Source organism: Pseudomonas sp. CCC3.1, assembly GCF_034347405.1.
Classification (GTDB): domain Bacteria; phylum Pseudomonadota; class Gammaproteobacteria; order Pseudomonadales; family Pseudomonadaceae; genus Aquipseudomonas.
Window position 1 is genome coordinate 5,422,790 of sequence record NZ_CP133778.1, and the last position, 22,313, is coordinate 5,445,102.

Annotated in this window: 25 protein-coding genes; 10 read left to right on the forward strand and 15 right to left on the reverse strand. The window is 58.5% G+C overall.

Annotated elements, in window-relative coordinates; all coding sequences use genetic code 11:
- Position 1: 1 nt before the first annotated feature.
- A complete protein-coding gene (locus tag RHM56_RS23765; protein ID WP_322236627.1) occupies positions 2 to 1,588 on the reverse strand; it encodes an ABC transporter substrate-binding protein in 1,587 nt (528 codons plus the stop codon).
- Between the two features lie 535 nt (positions 1,589 to 2,123).
- On the opposite strand from RHM56_RS23765, the gene rpmB reads away from it, so the two are divergent.
- Positions 2,124 to 2,357: a 50S ribosomal protein L28 gene (rpmB, locus tag RHM56_RS23770; protein WP_019410280.1), complete on the forward strand. Its 234-nt coding sequence runs from the start codon at positions 2,124 to 2,126 to the stop codon at positions 2,355 to 2,357.
- A gap of 11 nt (positions 2,358 to 2,368) precedes the next feature.
- Positions 2,369 to 2,524, forward strand: coding sequence for a 50S ribosomal protein L33 (gene rpmG / locus RHM56_RS23775; RefSeq protein ID WP_003437824.1), 156 nt, complete (start codon positions 2,369 to 2,371; stop codon positions 2,522 to 2,524).
- A gap of 78 nt (positions 2,525 to 2,602) precedes the next feature.
- On the opposite strand, the gene RHM56_RS23780 is transcribed toward rpmG, so the two are convergent.
- Together RHM56_RS23780 and RHM56_RS23785 are read right to left on the reverse strand one after the other, a co-directional pair.
- Positions 2,603 to 2,899, reverse strand: a complete 297-nt coding sequence (locus RHM56_RS23780; protein ID WP_322236629.1) for an I78 family peptidase inhibitor — start codon at positions 2,897 to 2,899, stop codon at positions 2,603 to 2,605.
- Positions 2,900 to 3,115: 216 nt separating this feature from the next.
- The gene (locus RHM56_RS23785) at positions 3,116 to 3,478 is read right to left on the reverse strand and encodes a cupin domain-containing protein (protein WP_322236631.1); all 363 of its coding nucleotides are present in this window, start codon (positions 3,476 to 3,478) and stop codon (positions 3,116 to 3,118) included.
- A gap of 242 nt (positions 3,479 to 3,720) precedes the next feature.
- Here RHM56_RS23785 and RHM56_RS23790 point away from each other — a divergent pair, with 242 nt between their 5' ends.
- Positions 3,721 to 5,214 (forward strand): aldehyde dehydrogenase, encoded by a 1,494-nt coding sequence (locus RHM56_RS23790; protein WP_322236633.1) that lies wholly within the window; start codon positions 3,721 to 3,723, stop codon positions 5,212 to 5,214.
- A 152-nt stretch (positions 5,215 to 5,366) separates the two neighbouring features.
- Complete coding sequence (locus RHM56_RS23795; RefSeq protein WP_322236635.1) at positions 5,367 to 6,521, forward strand: MFS transporter; 1,155 nt, start codon at positions 5,367 to 5,369, stop codon at positions 6,519 to 6,521.
- A gap of 339 nt (positions 6,522 to 6,860) precedes the next feature.
- Here the strand turns inward: RHM56_RS23795 and RHM56_RS23800 are convergent, their stop codons facing one another.
- Positions 6,861 to 8,396: a phospholipase D family protein gene (locus tag RHM56_RS23800; protein WP_322236637.1), complete on the reverse strand. Its 1,536-nt coding sequence runs from the start codon at positions 8,394 to 8,396 to the stop codon at positions 6,861 to 6,863.
- A gap of 30 nt (positions 8,397 to 8,426) precedes the next feature.
- The gene (locus tag RHM56_RS23805; protein ID WP_322236640.1) at positions 8,427 to 9,854 is read right to left on the reverse strand and encodes a PLP-dependent aminotransferase family protein; all 1,428 of its coding nucleotides are present in this window, start codon (positions 9,852 to 9,854) and stop codon (positions 8,427 to 8,429) included.
- 169 nt (positions 9,855 to 10,023) lie between these two features.
- Here RHM56_RS23805 and RHM56_RS23810 point away from each other — a divergent pair, with 169 nt between their 5' ends.
- Positions 10,024 to 10,257, forward strand: coding sequence for a DUF1127 domain-containing protein (locus RHM56_RS23810; protein ID WP_322236642.1), 234 nt, complete (start codon positions 10,024 to 10,026; stop codon positions 10,255 to 10,257).
- 80 nt (positions 10,258 to 10,337) lie between these two features.
- Here the strand turns inward: RHM56_RS23810 and RHM56_RS23815 are convergent, their stop codons facing one another.
- On the reverse strand, positions 10,338 to 11,639 hold the full coding sequence (locus RHM56_RS23815; RefSeq protein WP_322236644.1) for an FAD-binding oxidoreductase: 1,302 nt from the start codon (positions 11,637 to 11,639) through the stop codon (positions 10,338 to 10,340).
- A 147-nt stretch (positions 11,640 to 11,786) separates the two neighbouring features.
- Here RHM56_RS23815 and RHM56_RS23820 point away from each other — a divergent pair, with 147 nt between their 5' ends.
- Positions 11,787 to 12,140, forward strand: coding sequence for a YkgJ family cysteine cluster protein (locus tag RHM56_RS23820; protein ID WP_016782682.1), 354 nt, complete (start codon positions 11,787 to 11,789; stop codon positions 12,138 to 12,140).
- Between the two features lie 8 nt (positions 12,141 to 12,148).
- Here the strand turns inward: RHM56_RS23820 and RHM56_RS23825 are convergent, their stop codons facing one another.
- Positions 12,149 to 12,901 carry a DUF2059 domain-containing protein gene (locus tag RHM56_RS23825; protein ID WP_322236647.1) on the reverse strand — a complete coding sequence of 251 codons (753 nt, stop codon included), beginning with the start codon at positions 12,899 to 12,901 and terminating at the stop codon, positions 12,149 to 12,151.
- Between the two features lie 151 nt (positions 12,902 to 13,052).
- Between RHM56_RS23825 and RHM56_RS23830 the strand changes: the two genes are divergently transcribed.
- The 3 genes from RHM56_RS23830 (at position 13,053) to RHM56_RS23840 (ending at position 15,058) form a co-directional block, all read left to right on the forward strand.
- A complete protein-coding gene (locus tag RHM56_RS23830; protein ID WP_322236649.1) occupies positions 13,053 to 13,688 on the forward strand; it encodes a 2OG-Fe(II) oxygenase in 636 nt (211 codons plus the stop codon).
- Positions 13,685 to 14,176 (forward strand): DUF523 domain-containing protein, encoded by a 492-nt coding sequence (locus RHM56_RS23835; protein WP_322236651.1) that lies wholly within the window; start codon positions 13,685 to 13,687, stop codon positions 14,174 to 14,176. The genes RHM56_RS23830 and RHM56_RS23835 overlap by 4 nt, the downstream gene beginning before the upstream one ends.
- A gap of 150 nt (positions 14,177 to 14,326) precedes the next feature.
- Positions 14,327 to 15,058, forward strand: coding sequence for a carbonic anhydrase (locus tag RHM56_RS23840; RefSeq protein ID WP_322236653.1), 732 nt, complete (start codon positions 14,327 to 14,329; stop codon positions 15,056 to 15,058).
- A gap of 64 nt (positions 15,059 to 15,122) precedes the next feature.
- On the opposite strand, the gene RHM56_RS23845 is transcribed toward RHM56_RS23840, so the two are convergent.
- Entirely contained in the window at positions 15,123 to 15,770 is a 648-nt protein-coding gene (locus RHM56_RS23845; protein ID WP_322236655.1) for a hypothetical protein, read from the reverse strand.
- 229 nt (positions 15,771 to 15,999) lie between these two features.
- Between RHM56_RS23845 and RHM56_RS23850 the strand changes: the two genes are divergently transcribed.
- On the forward strand, positions 16,000 to 16,635 hold the full coding sequence (locus RHM56_RS23850) for an SCO family protein (protein ID WP_322236657.1): 636 nt from the start codon (positions 16,000 to 16,002) through the stop codon (positions 16,633 to 16,635).
- A 112-nt stretch (positions 16,636 to 16,747) separates the two neighbouring features.
- On the opposite strand, the gene RHM56_RS23855 is transcribed toward RHM56_RS23850, so the two are convergent.
- The 7 genes from RHM56_RS23855 to RHM56_RS23885 form a co-directional block, all read right to left on the reverse strand.
- On the reverse strand, positions 16,748 to 17,518 hold the full coding sequence (locus RHM56_RS23855) for a MetQ/NlpA family ABC transporter substrate-binding protein (RefSeq protein WP_322236659.1): 771 nt from the start codon (positions 17,516 to 17,518) through the stop codon (positions 16,748 to 16,750).
- Between the two features lie 81 nt (positions 17,519 to 17,599).
- Entirely contained in the window at positions 17,600 to 18,274 is a 675-nt protein-coding gene (locus RHM56_RS23860; RefSeq protein WP_322236661.1) for a methionine ABC transporter permease, read from the reverse strand.
- Positions 18,274 to 19,281 carry a methionine ABC transporter ATP-binding protein gene (locus RHM56_RS23865; RefSeq protein WP_322236663.1) on the reverse strand — a complete coding sequence of 336 codons (1,008 nt, stop codon included), beginning with the start codon at positions 19,279 to 19,281 and terminating at the stop codon, positions 18,274 to 18,276. The genes RHM56_RS23860 and RHM56_RS23865 overlap by 1 nt, the downstream gene beginning before the upstream one ends.
- A 213-nt stretch (positions 19,282 to 19,494) precedes the next feature.
- On the reverse strand, positions 19,495 to 20,211 hold the full coding sequence (locus RHM56_RS23870; RefSeq protein ID WP_322236665.1) for a PA5502 family lipoprotein: 717 nt from the start codon (positions 20,209 to 20,211) through the stop codon (positions 19,495 to 19,497).
- Positions 20,212 to 20,248: 37 nt separating this feature from the next.
- Positions 20,249 to 21,037 carry a zinc ABC transporter permease subunit ZnuB gene (znuB, locus tag RHM56_RS23875; protein WP_322236667.1) on the reverse strand — a complete coding sequence of 263 codons (789 nt, stop codon included), beginning with the start codon at positions 21,035 to 21,037 and terminating at the stop codon, positions 20,249 to 20,251.
- Positions 21,030 to 21,818: a zinc ABC transporter ATP-binding protein ZnuC gene (gene znuC, locus RHM56_RS23880; protein WP_322236669.1), complete on the reverse strand. Its 789-nt coding sequence runs from the start codon at positions 21,816 to 21,818 to the stop codon at positions 21,030 to 21,032. The genes znuB and znuC overlap by 8 nt, the downstream gene beginning before the upstream one ends.
- On the reverse strand, positions 21,818 to 22,300 hold the full coding sequence (locus RHM56_RS23885; RefSeq protein ID WP_322236671.1) for a Fur family transcriptional regulator: 483 nt from the start codon (positions 22,298 to 22,300) through the stop codon (positions 21,818 to 21,820). Before RHM56_RS23885 ends, znuC begins: the two co-directional genes overlap by 1 nt.
- Positions 22,301 to 22,313 lie beyond the last annotated feature (13 nt).

Genomic DNA, 22,313 nt, shown 5'->3' on the forward strand with positions numbered 1-22,313 from the left:
TTTAAGGCTTAACACTGACCGTCGAAAAGTCCTGACGTCCAAACGGACTCACCTGATAACCCTGTACGTCTTTGCGGGTCAATGCGTAGGCCGTTGGGTGAGCCAGAGGCAGCCACAGCGCCTGTTCCTGAATCAACGCCTGAGCTTTTTGATACAGCGCGCTGCGTTTGTTTTGCTCGGTGATGGTTTTGCCTTGGCTGATCAGGCTATCGAGGGGCTTGTCGCAGTAACGTGCAAAGTTGGTCCCGGATTTCACTGCCGCGCACGAAAACTGCGGGGTGAGGAAGTTATCCGGGTCGCCGTTATCCCCTGCCCAACCCATAAACAACAGATCGTGCTCGCCCGCTTTGGCGCGACGAATCAGTTCGCCCCACTCAATCACCCGAATATCGGCCTGTACCCCGATTTTCGCCAGGTCGGCTTGCAGCAATTGCGCGCCCAGGCTTGGATTGGGGTTCAGTACGCTGCCTGTGGGTCGCGTCCAAATGGTGGTTTTAAAGCCGTCTTTGAGGCCAGCCTTGGTCAACAGTTCGCGGGCCTTTTGCGGGTCGTGGGCATAGACAGGCAAGTCTTTGGCGTAACCCCAGGTTTTGTCCGGGTAAATGCTGTTGGCGGGCTGTGCTTTGTTTTCAAACACGGCCTTGAGGTAAGTGTCTTTATCAAAGGCCAGATTGATCGCCTGACGCACCTCGGGCTTGTCCAGCGGCGGATGCTGAGAGTTGATCGCCACAAACGCGGTCATAAAAGCCGGGGTTTGAGCAACCGTCAGCGTTGGGTACTTGAGGGCCGCATCGACGTCCAGCGGCTTGGGCGAAAGCGCGATCTGGCATTCGTTGCGACGCAGCTTTTGCAGGCGCACGTTGGCATCCGGGGTGATGGCGAAAATCAGTCCGTCAACGTTCGGCTTGCCCGCGAAGTAATCCGGGTTGGCCTTGTAGCGCACCACGGCGTCCTTCTGGTAACGGGTGAACACAAAGGGTCCAGTGCCGATCGGTTGGCTGTTCATCAGCTCGGGTGTGCCGGCCTTGAGCAGTTTGTCGGCATATTCAGCTGAATAGATCGACGCAAAACCCATGCTCAGCGCAGGCAGGAACGTTGAGTCCGGGTGGCTGAGGGTAAAACGCACGGTCAGCGGGTCGGGGGTTTCGATTTTTTTGACCAGATCGGGCAGTTGCAGAGACTGCGCATGCGGGAAGCCGCTTTGCGCAACCTTGTGCCACGGGTTGGCCGGGTCAAGCATGCGCTCGAAGCTGAAACGCACGTCATCGGCGTTCAATTCACGGCTGGGCGTGAAGTACGGGGTACTGTGAAACTTAACCCCGGGGCGCAATTTGAAATCGTACACAAGGCCGTCAGGTGACACTGACCAGCTTTGCGCCAGGCTTGGTACAAGCTTGGCGGTCTGGGCGTCAAAGTTCACCAGGCGGTTCATCAGTACGTCAGCCGAGGCATTAGTGGTGGTGAGCGAGTTGTACTGCACTACATCGAACCCTTCAGGGCTTGCCTCGGTGCAAACACTCAAGGTGGCCGCTTGAACCAGCGGGCTCAGGCACAGGGTGAGCAAAAAGGGGGCAGCAGCGAGGCGCATATTCTGTTTCCTTTGCAAGTCGTTGGCCCATCTGCAAGTGCAGTCTGGAAAAGTCTTACCCTAGTGATCTGCTAGCCAAATGACTACTTTTTAATAGCACTAAACAGCCTGTAGTCGCTGCCGAAGGCTGCGAAGGGTTGCGTAGCTGCCCGTTTTTTGAAGCCTTTGTGGTCATTTAAAGGTCCTGCGGCCCTTATCGCAGCCTGCGGCAGCGGCTACAAGGATGAGTAGATTGATCAAAATTGACCTGAAACCTTTCATCTCGCGACGAGCGGTTGCAACCCATCGGGCATAGGCTTTCACGCGGTTTGTCGCTAGAATGCCGCCTTTATTAATCAAGGCAAACCACACTGCTTGTTGTTGCGCTTTAGTCTTTCTGGTATAAAGCAGCGCTCTTTTCTAGGGGCCCGGTTCCTTCGTTTGTAGGTGTAGCCGGTAAGACCCTTAAAGAAACGCGGCGCCTAGCGCCAAATGACTGAGAGATTAAGCGGCCAACCCATGCCGGGTTGGGCATGTGGTTTTAGAGGGCTGAGGCATGTCGAGAGTCTGTCAAGTTACCGGTAAGGGTCCGGTGACTGGGAATAACATTTCCCACGCAAATAACAAAACCCGTCGTCGTTTCCTGCCGAACCTGCAGCATCACCGCTTCTGGGTTGAAGAAGAGAAACGTTTCGTGCGTCTGCGCGTATCTGCCAAAGGCATGCGTATTATCGACAAGCGTGGCATTACTGTCGTGCTGGCCGAAATCCGTCGCGCTGGCAAGATCTAAGGGAGCTAATCATGCGTGAATTGATCCGTTTGGTGTCGAGCGCTGGTACAGGCCATTTCTACACCACAGATAAGAACAAGCGCACCACTCCGGACAAAATCGAAATCAAAAAATTCGATCCGCGGGTTCGCAAGCACGTTATCTACAAAGAAGCCAAAATCAAGTAATTGGTTTTTCTTCTACAAAAAAGGCCCGCATCTCACGATACGGGCCTTTTTTGTTGCTTTTGAAACAGCTGTTGTTGCTTAACCGCAGATCTGGCGGACCAAAGTGTTGTCTTTATCAGCCAGCACTCGCAGGCGGTAAGCATTGAACTCTTTGGTGAACGCCTCGCCTGGGCGCTCTACACGAGCTTCTTTGGCGCCGTAGCTGGTGCGTAAAAGCTCTACAAGCTCTGGCGTCACAACGGGGGCTACCACGTAGTTGAGCGCCAGATTGGTATTGCACTTGCCGTCTTCGCTCGCCATGGCTGGCAGTGACGCAGTACCCAACACAACGCCAGTCGCCAACAGAACACCCTTTAAAACGTTAAAACCAGACATGAATCTTCCTTCTTGATGATGTGTGACGGGTGAAATCACCGGTCAGCGCCTGCTCATTCCGTGAGCAGCTTTCGCTTCCAAAGAGTGGCCCCGATTGATCGAGGTGCTCGGACTCAGCTGTTTCAGGATTTGTGCGCAAGCTGTGCGCAGCCCGCAACTAAAAAAGCCCCGCCACACAATGGGGGCAGAGCTCTTAAACCGTCTAAATCAGTCTGTTCAGGCTTTCTGTTCAAACGCCACGTACATTTTCCGGCAAGGTTCCAGCACTTCCCACGTACCTTTGAAACCGGCCGGGATGACAAAGCGATCGCCAGCTCGCAGGGTCTTGGCGTTACCTTCTCTGTCACGTAAAACCGAAACCCCCTGCAAGATCTCGCAGTACTCGTGCTCGGTGAAATTCACATTCCACAGGCCAACCTCGCTTTCCCACATGCCGGCGTTCAATTGCCCACATGGGCTGGCGTAATGGTTGTGCAGAACTTGCTCGGGATTCCCCTTCAGGACCTTTTCCGGGGTCAGATGGTAGCGTTCAGCCTGGGTGTTGGCGGTGCTGAAGTCGACGACGTTTTCGATGCTCATTGTTTTTATCCCCCCGAAATTGCAGCGTGAGTGGCCAGAAAAGCCAAAGTCTATGTTTATTAAAACGAACAAGCCATGCCGTTTGCGACCTCAGTGTCAAATATATTGAAAGTCCCTGGGCCACTGGTTTAGGGTGGCGCATGCCTCGTGCCGATCACTCTAGAGGATTGGACAGCATTCCTGACACGCCCCGCTAAAAATGCCGTGGCGAATGTATTTCAACAAAATAGGAGGACACTCGAATGACCACCCTGACGCGTGCTGACTGGGAACAACGGGCCCAACAGCTGAAAATCGAAGGCCGCGCCTACATCAACGGTGAATACACCGACGCGGTCTCCAATGAAACATTCGAGTGCCTCAGCCCGGTCGATGGCCGCTTGCTGGGCAAGGTTGCCAGTTGCGATGCCGCGGACGCCCAGCGTGCCGTCGAAAATGCGCGCGCGACCTTCGAATCAGGTATCTGGTCGCGCCTGGCTCCGGCCAAGCGTAAAGCCGCCATGATCCGCTTTGCCGGTTTGCTCAAGCAAAACGCCGAAGAGCTGGCCCTGCTTGAAACCCTGGACATGGGCAAGCCAATCAGCGACTCCCTGCACATCGACGTGCCGGGTGCCGCCGGTGCCCTGAGCTGGAGCGGCGAGGCCATCGACAAGATTTACGATGAAGTCGCAGCCACCCCGCACGACCAACTGGGTCTGGTGACCCGTGAAGCGGTCGGCGTAGTGGCTGCCATTGTGCCGTGGAACTTCCCGTTGATGATGGCCTGCTGGAAACTGGGTCCTGCGCTGTCGACCGGTAACTCGGTCATCCTCAAGCCGTCCGAAAAATCCCCGCTGACTGCCATCCGCATCGCTGCGCTGGCGGTTGAAGCCGGCATTCCAGCAGGCGTGTTGAACGTGCTGCCGGGCTATGGCCACACCGTTGGCAAGGCTCTGGCCTTGCACATGGACGTCGACACGCTGGTGTTCACCGGGTCGACCAAAATCGCCAAGCAATTGATGATTTACTCCGGCGAATCCAACATGAAGCGCATCTGGCTCGAAGCCGGTGGCAAAAGCCCGAACATCGTCTTCGCCGATGCTCCAGACCTGCAAGCGGCTGCCGAATCGGCTGCCAGCGCCATCGCCTTCAACCAGGGCGAAGTCTGCACCGCAGGTTCGCGTCTGTTGGTCGAGCGTTCGATCAAAGACGCATTCTTGCCGCTGGTCATCGCGGCTCTCAAAGACTGGAAGCCTGGCAACCCGCTGGACCCTTCCACCACCGTGGGCGCCTTGGTCGACACGCAGCAAATGAACAACGTGCTGTCGTACATCAAGTCGGGTCACAGCGAAGGCGCAAAACTGGTCGCTGGCGGGAATCAAATCCTGCAGGAAACTGGCGGCACCTACGTTGAGCCGACCATTTTCGACGGCGTCAGCAATGCCATGAAAATCGCCCAGGAAGAAATCTTCGGCCCAGTGCTGTCGGTAATTGCCTTCGACACCGCTGCCGAAGCGATCCAGATTGCCAACGACACGCCGTACGGCTTGGCTGCTGCGGTCTGGACCGCAGATATTTCCAAGGCACACCTGACCGCCAAAGCCCTGCGCGCTGGCAGCGTTTGGATCAACCAATACGATGGCGGTGACATGACCGCTCCGTTTGGTGGCTTCAAGCAGTCGGGTAACGGTCGTGACAAGTCGCTGCACGCCTTTGACAAGTACACCGAGCTGAAATCCACCTGGATCAAGCTGTAACACCCTAAACGCAACACCCTTCTGTGGGAGCGGGCTTGCCCGCGATGAAGGCACCTCGGTCTGTCCATCAGACGCGGGTGCCGGACTCGCGGGCAGGCCCGTTCCCACAGTGGTTTATAACAACAAGATTTGTTATCCACAGGAGCACACACATGCGTTGGGCGACTTATTTCGCTGTGCTGGCCTCGGTGCTCAGCGTCGGCCTGGCGCTGGGCGTGAGCATGCCGCTGGTGTCGTTTCGGCTCGAAAGCTGGGGCTACGGCGGGTTCGCAATTGGCGTGATGGCGGCCATGCCCGCCATTGGCGTACTCGTCGGGGCCAGCGTGGCCAGCAAGCTCGCGGCGCGCTTTGGCACACCGGGTCTGATGCGTTTGTGCCTGTGGTGCGGGGCCCTGTCCATCGGGTTGCTGGCGTTATTGCCCAGCTACCCGGTGTGGTTGGTATTGCGGCTGTTGATCGGCATCGTGCTCACGGTCATTTTTATTCTCGGCGAGAGCTGGATCAACCAACTGGTGGTCGAGCAATGGCGCGGCCGGTTAGTGGCGCTGTATGGCTGCGCGTATGCCCTGAGCCAACTGTCCGGGCCGCTGCTGTTGGGCGTCGTGGGTTCGCAGGACGACTACGGCTTCTGGATCGGCGTGGCACTGCTCACCCTGGCGCCCCTGCTATTGCTGGGACGCGACGGCGCACCGGTCACCGAAGCGTACCGCGTGACCTTCAAGGACTTGCTGGCGTTTTGTCGGGGGTTGCCTGCTATTGCGTGGGCTGTCGCTCTATTTGCGGCCTTTGAGGCGATGATTCTGACGTTACTGCCCATCTACTGCCTGCGCCAAGGGTTCACCGCTGACATCGCACTGGCGATGGTCAGCACCGTGGTGGTGGGCGATGCCTTGCTGCAACTGCCGATTGGCGCGCTGGCCGATCGCCTGTCCCGGCGCTCACTGTTTACCGGTTGCGCCGTGCTGCTGATGCTGTCGAGCCTGGCGGTGCCATTGTTGCTCAACACCTTGTTGATCTGGCCGTTGTGGGTGATCTTCGGCGCCAGCGCGGGCGGCTTGTTCACCCTGTCGTTGATTCTGATTGGCGAACGCTACCGCGACGACGCACTGGTGCGGGCAAACGCACACGTGGCGCAGTTGTGGGGCATTGGCTGCTTGATCGGGCCATTGGCCGCAGGCGCGGGCAGCCAATGGATCAGCGGGCACGCCTTGCCACTGTTCATGGCCGCCGGGGCCTTTGGTTTGGTGATATTGGTGCTGCGCCAGGGCGCATTTGGCGCCGAGCAAACCGCAGCCAAGCCCTTGTAGGAAGAGCCGGTCGACGCTCAGGTCTCCGTGCTTTTGATTTTGATTTAAGGCGCCCCCTTAAGCCACGCTGGCCGAACGCAGGTATTGCGTAGTGGGTAACCCGGCAGGACGCCGGGTTAGCCGCGACACGGCCATGGATGGCCGATCGCGGCGTGCCCATGGAGCAATGCCTGTGGTGAGGGCATGCCGAGCCAGGGCGAGGCACCGAGTGGCAGGGGCAAGAGCGTTTTGGTTACTTTGTCGCTCTTAACAAAGTGACACGGCGTAAGGCCGGAACCCGTAAAAAGCCGTTGCGCATCAAATGGATATGTACCCAGCCAGCCTGTGTATGAGTACAAATCACAACATCTTCTCCAACCCCACGGTCTTGCTGACCCAGGCATTCAGCCGACGCCACCAGTTGCCCGGCTCGCGGGTCAGGGTGTGCATCTGGCCGTTGTCTTCGGTCACCCAGACGATCTTGCCCTCTTCCAGTTTCGGCTCATAACTCAGCGCTGGCGCCATGCCTTGCAGGGCAAGCTTGCGCGCCTCTGCGGCCAGCTCCGGGCTGTCCACCAACACCCCGACTTCGGTGTTCCACAACCCCGAGCGCGGGTCGAAGTTGAACGAGCCGATAAACGATTTTTGCTGATCGAAGATCATCGCCTTGCTGTGCAGGCTTGAGTCCGAACTCATGCCCGGATGAAACAGGTGCAACCCGCTGCCACCCGTGCTGCCCGGCTGGCGGCGCAGTTCATAGAGCTTGACCCCGTGCTCCAGCAGCGCCTTGCGATACGGCGCGTAGCCACCATGCACGGCAGGCACATCGGTGGCCTCCAGCGAGTTGGTCAGCAAGCGCACATCGACCCCGGCATCTGCGCGGCCTGTCAGGTACACGAGCCCGGTTTTGCCCGGCACAAAGTACGCCGAAATCAATATCAGCTCTTTGCTGACGCCCGCGAGGTCGGGGGCCAGTTGGGTGGTCAGCAGCAGATGCGGGTCAGGCTCGTCCTTGGCCAGCACTTTGCTCGGTGCATCCCACAGCGCCTGGTTCCAGGCCCAGATCAGCTCTTTGCGCCACACCTCCATCTGGGGGTGGGTTTCATAGGCTGCCAACTGCTGAAACAACGCTTGGTGGGCCAGTTTCGATTTTTTGAGCGACGCTTCCAGCGCCGTACGCGCTTGGGACAATTCTCGATGCGACAGACGCGAAGACACAAAGTCGCCAATTGGCTGACTCAGCGCGCTGTTCCAGTATTGGTCGAAGCTGTGCCCCAATTGCTCGGCCACGGGGCCGACGCTGAGCAGGTCGATGTCGGTGAAGTTCAAATCAGGCTGGGCATCGAAATATTCATCGCCCAGGTTGCGCCCGCCGACAATCGCCGCACTGTTGTCGGCCAGCCACAGCTTGTTATGCATGCGCCGGTGCTGGCGCGAAAGATTGAACAGTCGGCCCATGGCGCGAGTCACACCCGTGCTGCGCCCCAACTGCAGGGGGTTGAACAGGCGGATTTGGATGTTGGGATGGGCCGCGAGGGTTGCCAGGATGTCGTCCAGGCCGTCGCTGGCGGTGTCGTCGAGCAGGATGCGCACCCGCACGCCGCGATCTGCGGCTTTGAGCAACTCATCCACCAGCATGCGCGTGCTCAACCCGTCATGGACGATGTAGTACTGCAAGTCGAGGCTGGTTTGCGCGTTGCGAATCAGCTCGGCGCGTGCTCTGAACGCTTCGCTGCTGTTGGGCAGCAAGCGAAACCCTGAACGGCCTTGATACGGTGCTGCCTGCGCCTGAATCGAACGGCCAAAGGCCGAGTCCGAAGCTGGCAGCGACTGGCTCGGTGCGCGGTTTACTTCCAATGTGCTACAACCCCCCAGACACAACGCAAACAGCAACATGCACAGTGATTTCAACGTGTGGCGCCCCGTTTAGTGATCAGCGGCTTCAGCCAACAGCGCGCAGGCTGTTGCACCCACTTTGCGCACCGCGTCTTCAATCTGTTGCGTAGGTTTGGCAGCGTAGTTCATTCGCAAGCAGTTACGGTACTTGCCCGACGCCGAAAAGATACTGCCCACGGCAATTTGTACCCCTTGCCCCAGCAGTGCGCGGTTGAGGCGCAAGCTGTCAAAGCCCTCCGGCAGCTCAAGCCACAGCATAAAGCTGCCTTGAGGACGACTGGCGCGAGTGCCAGCAGGAAAATAGCGGCTGACCCAGCCCAGCATCAAGTCGCGATTGCGCTGGTAATGAGTGCGCATCTTGCGCAAATGCGGTTCGAAATGGCCGTTTTTCAAAAAGTCGGCAACGGCCAGTTGCGGCTGAGGTGCCGTTGAGCCGGTGCTGATGTATTTCATGTGCAGCACCCGCTCCAGATAACGCCCCGGCGCGACCCAGCCCACCCGCAAGCCGGGCGCCAGTGTTTTGGAAAACGAGCTGCACAGCAGCACCCGGCCATCATCGTCGAATGACTTGATGGTGCGCGGGCGCGGGTAGGTGTAGGCCAGTTCGCCATACACATCGTCTTCGATAATCGCCACGTCGAAGCGCTGCGCCAGTGTCACCAGCGCTCGTTTGCGCGACTCGGGCATGATGTAGCCCAGCGGGTTGTTGCAACTGGGCGTGAGCTGAATGGCCTTGATCGGCCACTGTTCCAACGCCAGCTCCAGGGCTTCGAGGCTGATACCGGTCAGCGGGTCGGTGGGGATCTCCAGCGCCTTCATGCCCAGGCCCTTGAGGGTTTGCATGGCGCCATGAAAACTCGGCGAGTCGACTGCCACAATGTCGCCCGGCTCACACACCGCCCGAATGCTGCACGACAGCGCTTCATGGCAGCCGGTGGTGATCACCAGGTCTTCAGGCCCCAACTGGCAGCCCGAGTCGAGCAGCAAACGCCCCAACTGCTCACGCAGTGCCAGCACCCCGTAGATGTTGTCGTAATACAGACCGGGCAAGTCCAGGCGACGGCTGATTTGCGCCAGGCTGCGCAACAGCGGCTTGATGGTGGGCGTGGTCACGTCTGGCATGCCACGCCCCAACTGAATTACGTCTTTTTGCGGCACAGAGCGCACCAGCTCCAGTACCTGTTCCCACTGCGAAATTTCAACCGGCCGTTGCGCCGGTTTCCCCATGCCCGGCAAGGCTGGCAGCTCACGTTCCATCGGCACAAAGTAGCCCGATTTGGGGCGCGGTGAGGCGAGGCCGTTGTCCTCCAGCAGCCGATACGCTTGCTGTACCGTGCTTAAACTCACGCCGTGTTCGGCGCTTAACGCCCGCACTGAAGGCAGGCGGTCGCCCGGCCGATAAAAGCCCTGTTCGATGCGTGTGCCGAGCAGGTCGGCGAGATTAACGTAAAGGCTCATGGCGGGGCTCTCGAATGGGCGACCAGCACAGATAGGGCAAAAATGGAGGATTCAGCCCGTAAAAACCGTCATCTGTATGCAAGTAAAAACATATTGCTGAATCTGTCATGGTTTTCGGCGCAAGGCCATCATGCTGACTCCAAGCAACGGAGTCAAAAGGAGCTGCGTGATGAATGGTTTGAGCGATGTACGTCTGACATTACACGGTCCGCAATTGCTGGCCGAACACGAGGCCCGTCAAATCGTCAGAGCGCCCACCGGTCTGGGTCGTTGGGGTTTGTATTGGCACCGCGCCCGCACCCGCCGTGCCTTGCTTAAGCTGGACGCGCAGCAACTGCGGGACGTGGGCTTGAGTGCCGAAATGGCCCGGGACGAAGGCTGCAAACCGTTTTGGCGCCCGTGATACAGCCCAAACTTTCCGTAGGGGCGAACTTTTAAAAGATCAAAAGATCGCGAGGCAAGCTCGCTCCTACGGGGGATGGGTCAGCCCAGTTCTTTCAAGCGGTGCCACAGCATGCCCAGCGCCAGCAAGGGTGAGCGCAGGTATTTGCCGCCTGGGAAGGTGATGTGCGGGACTTTGGCAAACAGGTCGAACCCCGTGCTCTGTTGGCCACTGATGGCCTCGGCCAGCAGCTTGCCCGCCAGGTGCGTGGCATTCACCCCGTGGCCTGAGTACGCCTGTGCGTAATACACGTTGGGTTGATCGCTGAGGCGACCAATCTGTGGCAAACGGTTGGCACCGATGCCGATCATGCCGCCCCATTGGTAATCAATTCTTGCGTCCTTAAGGTGCGGGAACACGTCCAGCATCTTGGGCCGCATATAGGCGGCAATGTCTTGCGGGTCGCGGCCCGAGTAATGGCACGCGCCGCCGAACAGCAAGCGACGGTCAGCCGACAGCCGGTAGTAATCCAGCGCCACGCGCTGATCGCACACCGCCATGTTTTGCGGGAGCAAGGCGTGGGCCTGGGCTTCGCTCAATGGCTCAGTGGCGATGATGTAACTGCCCGCTGGCAGGACCTTGCCGCTGAGCTGCGGGTTCAAGTCCTTGAGGTAAGCGTTGCAGCCCAGCACCAGGCTTTTGGCTCGCACCGAGCCTTGGGCGGTGTGGACGCGCACTTCAGGGCCGTAATCGATGCGGGTGACGCTGGAGTTTTCAAACAGCTTCACGCCCAGTTGGGTCGCGGCGGCGGCTTCGCCCAGCGCCAGGTTGAGTGGGTGCAGGTAGCCCGAACCCATGTCGACAAAGCCGCCGACGTAGCGGTCCGAGCCCACCACGCTGCGCACTTCGTTGGCTTGCAGCAGACGGGTTTCATGGCGATAGCCCAAACCGCGCAGCTCTTCGGATTCTTCGGCAAAGCCTTCAAGGTCGCGGGGTTTGTTGGCCAGGTCGCAGTAACCCCAGGTCAGGTCGCAGGCAATGTTGAAACGCTCGACGCGCTGGCGAACGATTTCCACTGCCTCCAGCCCCATCAGTTTCATCTGCCGCACGCCCTCTTTGCCGATCACCCCTTCGAACTGATCCAGGCCATGACCAACGCCGCGAATCAGTTGCCCGCCGTTGCGTCCGCTGGCGCCCCAGCCGATTTTGTGAGCTTCGAGCAGGACGACGCTCATGCCGCGCTCGGCCAGTTCCAGCGCAGTGTTGAGCCCGGAAAAACCACCGCCGACCACGCACACGTCAGCCACCAGTTCGCCTTGCAACACCGGATGGTCGGGCTGCGGCAGGCTGCTGGCGGCGTAATAAGAAGCGGTGTGCTGGCTGCGCTGATCCGGGGCGCTCATGTGCGTAATCCTGATTGTTTATGTTTGGAAAATTTTACGGAGCATAAGCCGTGCCAATCCCGAGGGGCAAGAACAGCCGTACGGTGCTGTCTAGCGCGGGGATTTTCAGGCAGACTCTGTGCCCTTTTCAAAGCCGGGAAGCCGTGGATGAGCTGCAACAGTCACAAAATTCGCTTTCTCAGGCAGCAAATCCCGTCGTTTGATTGCGTGCCGGGTTGTCATGACTGCTGTGGGCCTGTGACCACGTCATCTGAAGAAATGGCCCGCCTTCCGCGCAAGACGGCTGCCGAGCAAGAAGCGGCGATGGACGAGTTGAACTGTGTGCACCTGGGGCCAAACGGTTGCACGGTGTATGAAGAGCGCCCGTTAATCTGTCGTCTGTTTGGTACTACACCGACTCTGCCCTGCCCTAATGGCCGTCGCCCGGTGGAGATGATTCATCCCAGCGCCGAGAAGTTGGTGCATGAGTACATCGCCAGTACGCGGCAAGTGCTGGTTTAACGCGCGGGTTATTGGGTCAGGCTAGCCGTGCTTTGGCCCACCGCCAGTCCTGCCCTGATCGCTGCCAGCGCTGCCTGATAGTAGGTCCTGCCGTCCGGCGATTCAGCGAAGGTGGCGAATTCTTCCAGCTCCGGATCAGACAAGTCGCGGTACACAAAGAGCAAGGTGTTATCCAGTTCGCTGGCAATTTGCTCCATCAGTCGTTGGCGCTGGCTATCCAGCATGCCTTGAGACTGGCCGCTGCCTAGCAGCCCGGGGATCATCGAACTCAAACTGTCAGCAGCGACCCCGGCAATGGCGAGCGTGACTTCCGCGCCCGCTTCACGCGCAGGCAAGGCGTTGGATAAATGGTTGATCAGCAATTGACGGGTGGCGCTGGCTTCAATGCGCGGCAAGCCTTGCGCGTGCTTGGCCAACTGATCGCGACGGGTGGCCAGGAGTTCTGCGGCCACAATTTTGCGCCCCAATGGTGACTGGAAAAAAGCCAGTGCCGGGTTGGGGTTGGGCAAGTGTTTGCGCATCTGCGCCTTGGCCCGTCGATCCATAGCGTCAGCGGCGAAACGCTGGCTGCTGTTGTTGACCAGCGCTTGATAAACCGCCGGTGGCAAATTGTTGCGGTAGCGTTCCTGGGCGGCGGTCAGGGCGTCATTGAAATGCGCGCGTTGCTCGGGCCAGCCAGCGCCGGTGAACAGGTCATCGAGGTTGTCTGCCCATGCGGGTAACGTACAAAACATCATTAACAGTAAAAACAAGCGGCGCATGAAGGACTCCTGTCAGCAGGGCGCTATTGTCCGGGTGTGGCCTAGGACTTGTCGAGAATTCGTCTCGCACCAAAGGCTTTAAATGACCAACTGAAATATTTCTGCGCGGCCAGCTAGGCGGAGCTGTCAGATTTTAAGGCGTGTCGATATTATGCGCGGCATGCAAATACCCACTGATCACCCGCTGTTGCTACGCATCGTCGACGACCTGTACGCACAGGGTTGGTCGCAGCAAAACATCTTTCTGCCCGAGGCTTTGACTCTCGAACTGGCGGCTGAGTGCCATAAACGTTCCGCCCAGGGTGAATTGACCCCGGCTGCCGTGGGACGTGGCCCGGCGCAAGAGGTCCGTGAGGGTATCCGCGGCGACCATATTCAATGGCTGGAGCCGGGAGAGGCTCTGGCCTGCGACAGCTATCTAGGGTTAATGGAAAGCCTGCGAATCGCCATGAATCGCAGGCTTTTTTTGGGCCTGGAGGACTTTGAAAGCCATTTCGCGCTCTACCCGCCCGGCGCCTTTTACCTCAAGCACCTGGACCGTTTTCGCGACGATGACCGGCGCATGGTCTCGGCGGTGGTGTACCTCAATCAGGCCTGGTTGCCCGAACACGGCGGGCATTTGCGTATGTACCTTGAGGGGGGCGTGGATTACGACGTGCTGCCGACGGGTGGCTGTCTGGTGGTTTTTCTCTCGGGTGAAATCCCCCATGAAGTGATGCCCGCCACGCGTGACCGTCTGTCGTTGACCGGCTGGTTCCGTCGGCGAGCGACCGAGGTGCTTTTATGAGTTCTAAAGTGTTGGTCAGTCGCTGCCTGTTGGGTCACCGCGTGCGCTACGACGCCGGGGCCAGTGGCCCGTATGACCCATTAGTGAAGTGGCAGGATGAAGGTCGGGTGATTGCCTTGTGCCCCGAAGTGGCAGGCGGTTTGCCAATACCGCGTGCGGCGGCTGAAATCCCCGGCGGCCAAGGACTTGATGTGCTCAACGGCAGTGCGCCGGTGATGACCACCGAGGGTGAAGACGTGACCGAAGCGTTTGTGTCGGGTGCGAATCAGGCGCTGGCCCTGGTCAAGCAACACAACATTCGCATTGCTGTCCTCAAGGCCAACAGCCCGTCTTGCGGCAATCGATTGACCTATGACGGCACGTTCAGCGGTACCAAGGTTGCAGGCCAAGGCGTGACGGCTGCGTTGCTCAGCGCGGCCGGGGTCCAGGTCTTCAATGAGCTGGAACTGGCTGAGGCTGCCAAGGCGCTGGCCGAAATATCGTCATGACCCTGTAGTAGTCGCTGCCGCAGGCTGCGAAGGGTTGCGCAGCAACCCGTTTCTCAAAAGCGCCGCAGTCCCTTCGCAGCCTGCGGCAGCGGCTACAGTTTTACGAGGTGAGCGTGTAATATCCGGTGCCACTTTGCCCAGGGGATTCATATGAGCGACAAGCAGAAACCACAACCAACTGCCTCTACCGCCAGCCCTTCACCCGCCGAAAGCGCCGATGCAGCCTTGCACCATATCGTTGATGGCTTTTTACATTTCCATCACGAAATCTTCCCTGAACAAGAAGCCTTCTTCAAAAAACTCGCCACGGCGCAAAGCCCGCGCGCGATGTTTATTGCCTGCGCCGACTCGCGCATTGTCCCCGAGCTGATCACTCAAAGTGCCCCCGGCGATTTGTTCGTGACGCGTAACGTCGGCAACGTCGTGCCGCCTTACGGACAGATGAACGGTGGCGTTTCGACCGCCATTGAGTACGCGGTGCTGGCACTCGGTGTGCAGCACATCATCATTTGCGGGCATTCGGATTGTGGCGCGATGCGCGCCGTGCTCAACCCCGGCAGCCTGAAAAAGATGCCGACGGTAAAAGCCTGGCTCCACCATGTTGAAGTCGCGAAAACCATGGTCCAGGACAACTGCAACTGCGCCAATGAATCCGAAAGCATGCACGTGCTGACGGAAGAGAACGTCATCGCCCAGCTGCAACACTTGCGCACTCACCCGTCCGTGGCGTCGCGCATGGCCAGCGGGCACTTGTTCATTCATGGCTGGGTCTACGACATCGAGACCAGCGAGATCAAAGCTTACGACGCGGATAAAGGCTGTTTCCTACCGCTGGACGGGACCCATCCGATCCCGAGTGCGACGCCTAAAGCGCGTTTTTAAACGATCTGCTGTAGGCGCGATCTTTTGATCTTTTAAACGATCAAAAGATCGCGAGGCAAGCTCGTTACAGGTCTGGTGACAGCTTCAGTTCGACGCCCAGTTGCTTGGACAGGCATGGCCAGCGTTTCCACGCAGCCCCTGTGTCCGGGCTGGTGAGCTTTTCGCGATAAGCTTCGACCGACTCCAGAGAAAAGCTTTCATCATTGAGCATCTGCTCGACGGAGTGGTGCACGGCTTCGTCGAGCTGGTTGGCAAAGTCTTCACCAATCAACTGGTGAGCAATCAAGTTGGCCACAGTCATGTCCAGCGGAATCAGCGGCTGGCTAAAGTGCTTGATGTAGATATCGTTCACTTCTTCGACCAGCCGGTGTGCCAGGTAGGCCTCATCCAGCAGGCCTTCAAGCCCTTCGTGGCCGAGCAACTCTGGCGGTGGCTGAGTAAAAAACTGTTCGGCAATTTTCAGCACGGGTTTGATTTGTGATTCGATACCGGCTTCGCGAGCGACGTCATGGGCGGCATCAAGCAAGTCAGGCACCTGCTCAATATAGGCGCTGACAAAGCGGGTCAGCACTGCGTTCTTTTCCGCATCAGGCACGTGAATCGCCTTATGAAGGTGAGGGAACTGAACGCTCAGGTGCTGGGTAAGCAGGCCTGTTTTGGCATCAAGTGCTTGGGCACGCAAGATCTGCTCGCGGATGGCGGCGGTGTTCATGGGAACTCCAGGGGGGCGCTGAACCAGGGGAAAGCTTCAAAAATAGCCTTCAACAAAGGAGGGCCTTTTTTTCAGGGGGCGTATTGTTATTCATTTTGTGACCGGGCAGTGAGTGCCATTTGTCGCGGGAGTCAGGTTTTGCCGTGGCGCTGCGCCGCATACCGCGATCAACGTCTTCACGTACGCTGTATTTCACGTTGTTTATCAACCACTACGAAGTGTTGAGCTTATGACTAGAACCCAAAAAACTGTTTTCATTTTAGTTGCGCTGTTGGCGTTGATCATGGGGCTGGTGTTCAACAGCCTGATGTCGAGCAAAAACCAGGGCAATAACACAGCACTGATTGATGCCGGGATTATTCTGCTGCCGCAAAGCCGCCACCTGCCAGCCGTGAAAATGACCAATCAAGACGGCCAGCCGGTGCTCATGAATGAGCTGAAGGACAAGTGGAGCCTGCTGTTTTTTGGTTACACCTTCTGCCCTGACATTTGTCCAACCACCCTCTCCCAACTGCGTCAGATCAAAAGCGAGCTGCCGAAAGAGGTGCAGGACAAACTGCAAATTGTGCTGGTCAGTGTCGACCCGAACCGCGATACCCCTCAGCAACTCAAACAGTATCTGGGCTATTTCGATCCGCAGTTTGTGGGCCTGACGCCGGGCTCCGTCCAAGCGTTGCAAACCCTGGCCAGCGCCGTGAGCATCCCGTTCATTCCGGCGGATACCAGCAAGCCCAATTACACCGTTGATCACAGCGGCAACCTGGCCTTGATCGGCCCGGACGGGACGCAGCGAGGTTTTATCCGCGCCCCGTTCAACAATCAGAAAATGATTGCCCAGTTACCGGGGTTGGTGGAGAGGCCGTAAGGCGGGGGTATAGATCTACTGTAGGAGCGAGCTTGCTCGCGATCTTTTAAAAGATCAAAAGATCGCGAGCAATCGAGCGTCGACCGGCTGCTCCTACAGAGAGTCAGGTGTATCAGAACGCTGGAACGATGGCGCCTTTGTACTTCTCAAGAATGTAGGCTTTCACTTCTGGTGTGTGCAAGGCAGCAACCAGTTTCTTCATGTCTTCGGAGTCTTTGTCGTCCGGACGTGCCACCAGGATGTTCACGTAAGGCGAGTCGCTGCCTTCAATGACCAGTGCGTCTTTTGCCGGGTCCAGCTTGGCTTCCAGCGCGTAGTTGGTGTTGATCAGTGCCAGGTCAACCTGAGTCAGTACGCGTGGAATGGTGGCTGCTTCCAGTTCGCGGAACTTCAGGTTTTTCTTGTTTTCAACGATGTCTTTTGGCGTCGACAGGATGTTGTTCGAGTCCTTGAGCTTGATCAGTCCGGCCTTGTTCAGCAGCAACAGCGCGCGGCCGCCGTTGGTGGCGTCGTTCGGGATCACCACGGTGGCGCCGTCTTTAAGCTCATCAAGCTTTTTGTATTTGCTGGAGTACGCGCCCAGCGGCTCAAGGTGAACGGACGCAACGCTGACCAAATTCGTGCCCTTGGCTTTGTTGAACTCATCCAGGTACGGCTGGTGTTGGAAGAAGTTAGCGTCAAGACGCTTTTCGGCCACCTGCACGTTGGGCTGGATGTAGTCGGTGAAGACTTTGACCTTGAGGTTTACACCCTCTTTGGCCAGCGCAGGTTTCACGAACTCCAGGATCTCTGCGTGAGGCACTGGGGTCGCCGCGACCGACAGGTCGCCCGCGTGGGCCGAAAATGCCGCAACAGCGGCCACAGCAGCAAATAACTTCTTCATTCAGCAACTCCTTGTTAACACCTGATTCCAGGTGTTTGCCAGCGCGTGCTGGCGGTTACGTTTATTAACGAGAGGTCGAGCTTACTTGCGCGAAAAGTGCACCACCAGCCGATCGCCAACGGTTTGCAGAATTTGCACCAGAATCAGCAACAGCACCACCGTGACAATCATCACGTCGGTCTGGAAACGTTGGTAACCGAAACGAATCGCCAGGTCACCCAGGCCGCCCGCGCCCACCACACCGGCCATGGCGGTGTAGGACACCAGCGTAATGGCGGTCACGGTAATCGCAGCAAAGATGCCGGGACGCGCTTCTGGCAGCAAAGCGCTGGTAATAATCTGACGCGTGCTGGCGCCCATCGCCTGTGTGGCTTCGATGATGCCGCGATCGACTTCGCGCAAGGCGGTCTCCACCAGACGGGCGAAGAACGGCGTAGCACCGATCACCAGGGGTGGAATGGCCCCTGCGACGCCCAGCGAGGTACCGGTAATCAGCACGGTGAGCGGGATCATCACAATCAGCAAAATGATGAACGGCAGCGAACGCAGAATGTTCACCAGCAGCGACAGCAGGGCGTAGACGGCTTTCTGCTCGAACAGTTGGCGCGGGCTGCACAAGAACAGCAAAACGCCCAGCGGCAGGCCGAGCAGGATGGTGAACAGCAGCGAACCACCGAGCATCATCAGGGTGTCGCCAGTGGCCAACCAGATCTCGAACCAGTCAATGTTGGCGAAAAAGCTCACTAAAGTGTCCATTAGCGCAGCACCTCCATATGTACGTCAGCCGCGGTAAAGCGTGCGAAAGCCGCTTCCATGTCGCCACCGGTGATGGCGAGGGTCAGTTGCCCGTAGGGAGTGTCTTTGATGCGGTCGATACGGCCCGCGAGGATGCTGTAGTCCACGCCCGTTTCGCGAGCGATGGTTCCCAACAACGGCGCGTAGGTCGCTTCGCCCTGGAAGGTCAGGCGCACGATGCGGCCCGGCACATGGGCGAAAACGTCGCGCTGTTCGCTTTCGTCGACCTGCTCATCTTCCTGCACAAAGCGCTTGGTGGTCGGGTGCGTGGGGTGCAAGAACACCTGTGACACCGGGCCTTGCTCGACGATAACGCCAGCGTCCATCACGGCCACTTCGTCGCACACACGGCGGATCACATCCATCTCGTGGGTGATCAGGACGATGGTGAGCTTCAGTTCGCGGTTGATTTCAGCCAGCAATTGCAACACCGACGCCGTCGTTTGCGGGTCCAGGGCGCTGGTGGCCTCGTCGCACAGCAAAACTTTGGGCTTGGTGGCCAAGGCGCGGGCAATGCCGACGCGTTGTTTTTGGCCGCCTGAGAGCTGCGCCGGGTATTTTTTAGCGTGATCTGACAGGCCCACGCGTGCCAGCAACTCGGCAACACGTTGGTCGATTTCACTGCGGGACAATTCACCTGCCAGCGTCAGAGGCATCGCTACGTTGTCGGCAACAGTCTTGGACGCCAGCAGGTTGAAGTGCTGGAAGATCATCCCGACTTGCTGACGAAAACGCCGCAGGCCGTTGGCATCCATGGCCGTCACGTCTTCGTTGTCGACAATGATCTGCCCGCCGCTCGGGGTTTCGAGGCGGTTGATCAGGCGCAGCAATGTACTTTTACCCGCGCCGGAATGGCCAATCAGGCCAAAAACCTGGCCGCTCTCAACACGCAAACTGGTGGAGTGCAGCGCGGGAATGTCCTTACCGGCAACCCGGTAAGTTTTATGAACGTTATGAAACTCAATCACGTAGCGGACCTTGTGGGGCGCGAGGACAAAGAGCAGCGGTTAGCTGGGCGCGCATTTTAGCTTGTCCGTATATAAAGGACTTAGCATTTATTGATGGGTCAACCGATGATTTGGAAATAAGGAAATCATCGGCCATAAAATGCCAATCGCCGCGTGTGCCAGCGTCTCGCAAGGGCGAAAACTCTGGATTGGCACAGGCGGCGAACGTTTGTTTCAAGGCTTGCGCGGTATGAGAACCACTTGCGCAGGCACATGGCGGATGACCTGACGCTCCAAGCTCAGGTCAAACCCCGGGTCGAGCTTTTTGACGCGCTTGCTCACCAGCGTGGCCAGCCACGGGTAGTCTGCTGTGCGCGGAACCTGCAAGACCACGGCGCACTGATAATTGACGATGTCTTGCGCGATCAAATCCAGTTGATGGCGAAGTTTCGCAATATCGGTGATGTTGAGCGTGACGGTGGTGTGTTCCGCTGTCGGATCAATGACCTTGGCTGCGGGGCGGGCTTCGGCGGCTTTCAGCGCCTCTTCGGCTTTTTCCAGTTCGACCTTGCGTGCCTGAGCGATGGCGCTGTTGACGCCGCCTGTCAGGGCTGGCGCTTTAGGCATCAGTGCGCGGGCACGGCTCAGCGCCGTAGCGGCTGCGTTGACATCGCCCTTTTGCAGCACGATTTGGCTACGTTGCAGGTAGGCCTCTGCCAATTGGCGCTGGTACTGAACCAATTGCGGGTCATCTGGCGTTTGGGCCTGTAAAGCGGCCAATTCATCTTCGGCGGTCGCGAGTTCGCTGCTGGCCAGGTTTTGCTCCAGCTGTGCAATGGCCGCCGCACGCGCCTGGTCGACTTGATTGTCGACCGAAGGTGTACTTTGGCAGGCGCCCAGCAGCAAGCAAACTGCGGCCAGGAGCAAATAACGGGAGTTAAACAGCTTCATTCCTGCGGCTCTCTAAGTGCGCAAAAAACGAGCAAGTCTACACCCCTCGACGGGGCAGAACAAAACTCAGCAGAAACAGTGCAGCGGCACACACCACAATCGACGGTCCCGCGGGTGTGTCCTTGAACCATGAAAGTGCCAGGCCACCACACACGGCCATCATCCCCAGCAGACTGGCCCCCAAGGCCATTTGCTCCGGGGAGCGGGCGTGGCGTTGAGCGGCAGCTGCCGGGATGATCAGCAGTGAAGTGATCAGTAGCACGCCGACAATCTTCATCGCTACCGCAATCACTATGGCGATCAACAGCATCAGCGCCATGCGCAATGCCGCGACCGGCAAGCCTTCAACGGTGGCCAGCTCTTCATGCACAGTAATCGCCAACAGCGGCCTCCACAGCGCCACCAACAATGCCAGAACCACGGCACTGCCGCCCATGATCCACATCAAATCAGTCGGGCTGATCGCCAACAGATCGCCAAACAAGTAGGCCATCAGGTCGATTCGCACTTCATGCATGAAGCTTAGTACCACTAGCCCGAGGGACAAGGTACTGGGTGCGAGAATTCCGAGCAGTGTGTCGGAAGCCAGTGGCTGACGCTGCTGCAACGTGACCAGAAGCACCGCCAGCAACAGGCAGCCCACGGTCACGGCAATCGTCGGGCTGACATCCAGCAAAAAGCCCATCGCCACGCCGAGCAAGGCGGCGTGGGACAAGGTGTCGCCGAAATAAGCCATTCGTCGCCACACCACAAATGAACCCAGAGGGCCTGCAACCACCGCCAAAGACAGACCTGCCAGCAGGGCGTAAAACAGAAAATCAGCCATGCTTGCAGCCTTCTCCATGAACGTGGGCGTGCGCCGCTGGGGCGTCTTCGCTGACCACCGAGCCATGCAAATCATGGGCGTGGTCGTGATGGTGGTGATAAATCGCCAAGCTTTGTGCGTTTTTGCCGAACAGTTCGACGAAGGCCGGATCGCCGCTGACCTGCTCCGGGTGACCCGAGCAGCACACGTGTCGATTGAGGCAGACCACCTGATCGGTGGTGCTCATGACCAGATGCAAGTCGTGGGACACCATCAGTACGCCACAGCCGTGACGATCACGCAGGCGGGTGATCAAGCTATACAGCTCGGCCTGGCCGGCAACATCGACGCCTTGCACCGGCTCATCGAGTACCAGCAGCTCGGGTTTGCGCAACAGGGCGCGGGCCAGCAGGACACGCTGCATTTCGCCGCCAGAAACGCTTTGCACCGGGCTGTCGATGACCTTTTCGGCGCCGACTTCTTTCAGTGCAGCAAGGGCTTGGGCCCGATCCACACCCGGCACCAGGCGCAAAAAGCGCAGCACCGAGAGCGGCAGCGTTGGATCAACGTGCAGCTTTTGCGGCATGTAACCGACGCGCAGCTTGGGTTTGCGCCAGACGCTGCCGCTGGTGGGCTTGAGCAGGCCGAGTACCGCCTTGACCAGCGTGGTTTTGCCCGCGCCGTTGGGGCCTATCAGGGTCACGATCTGGCCCGGCTCAACGTTCAGCTCAATGTTGTCGAGCACGTTTTGCCCGGCAAAGGTCACGCAGACCTCGCTAAGACGAATCAGTGCAGCGCTCATCAAGCCTCCCGGCAGCCCGAACACAAACCGACGACTTCGACGGTTTGCCCTTCAACGGTAAAGCCCACGCCCTGAGCGCTGCTGATAATCGCATCGCTGATGGTTTTTTGTTCAAGCTCGATGGCCGCGTGGCAGTTGCGGCAGATCAGGAACTGGCCCTGATGCGCGTGCTCGGGGTGGCTGCAGCCGATAAAGGCGTTGAGCGAGGCAATGCGGTGCACCAGGCCGTTGTCGAGCAGGAAGTCCAGCGCCCGGTAAACGGTCGGTGGCGCGGCGCGGCGGCCATCTTGCTCGCTGAGCACGGCCAGAATGTCATAAGCGCCCAGCGGCTTGTGGCTTTGCCACACCAGCTCAAGTACCCGACGACGCAAAGCCGTGAGGCGCAAGCCCTTTTGCGCGCACAAGACATCGGCCTCAGAGAGCGCACTGTGGACACAATGGGAGTGGTCATGGGGACGGCTGGCAAGCGGTGTTATAGGCATGGGCGGCGACGAT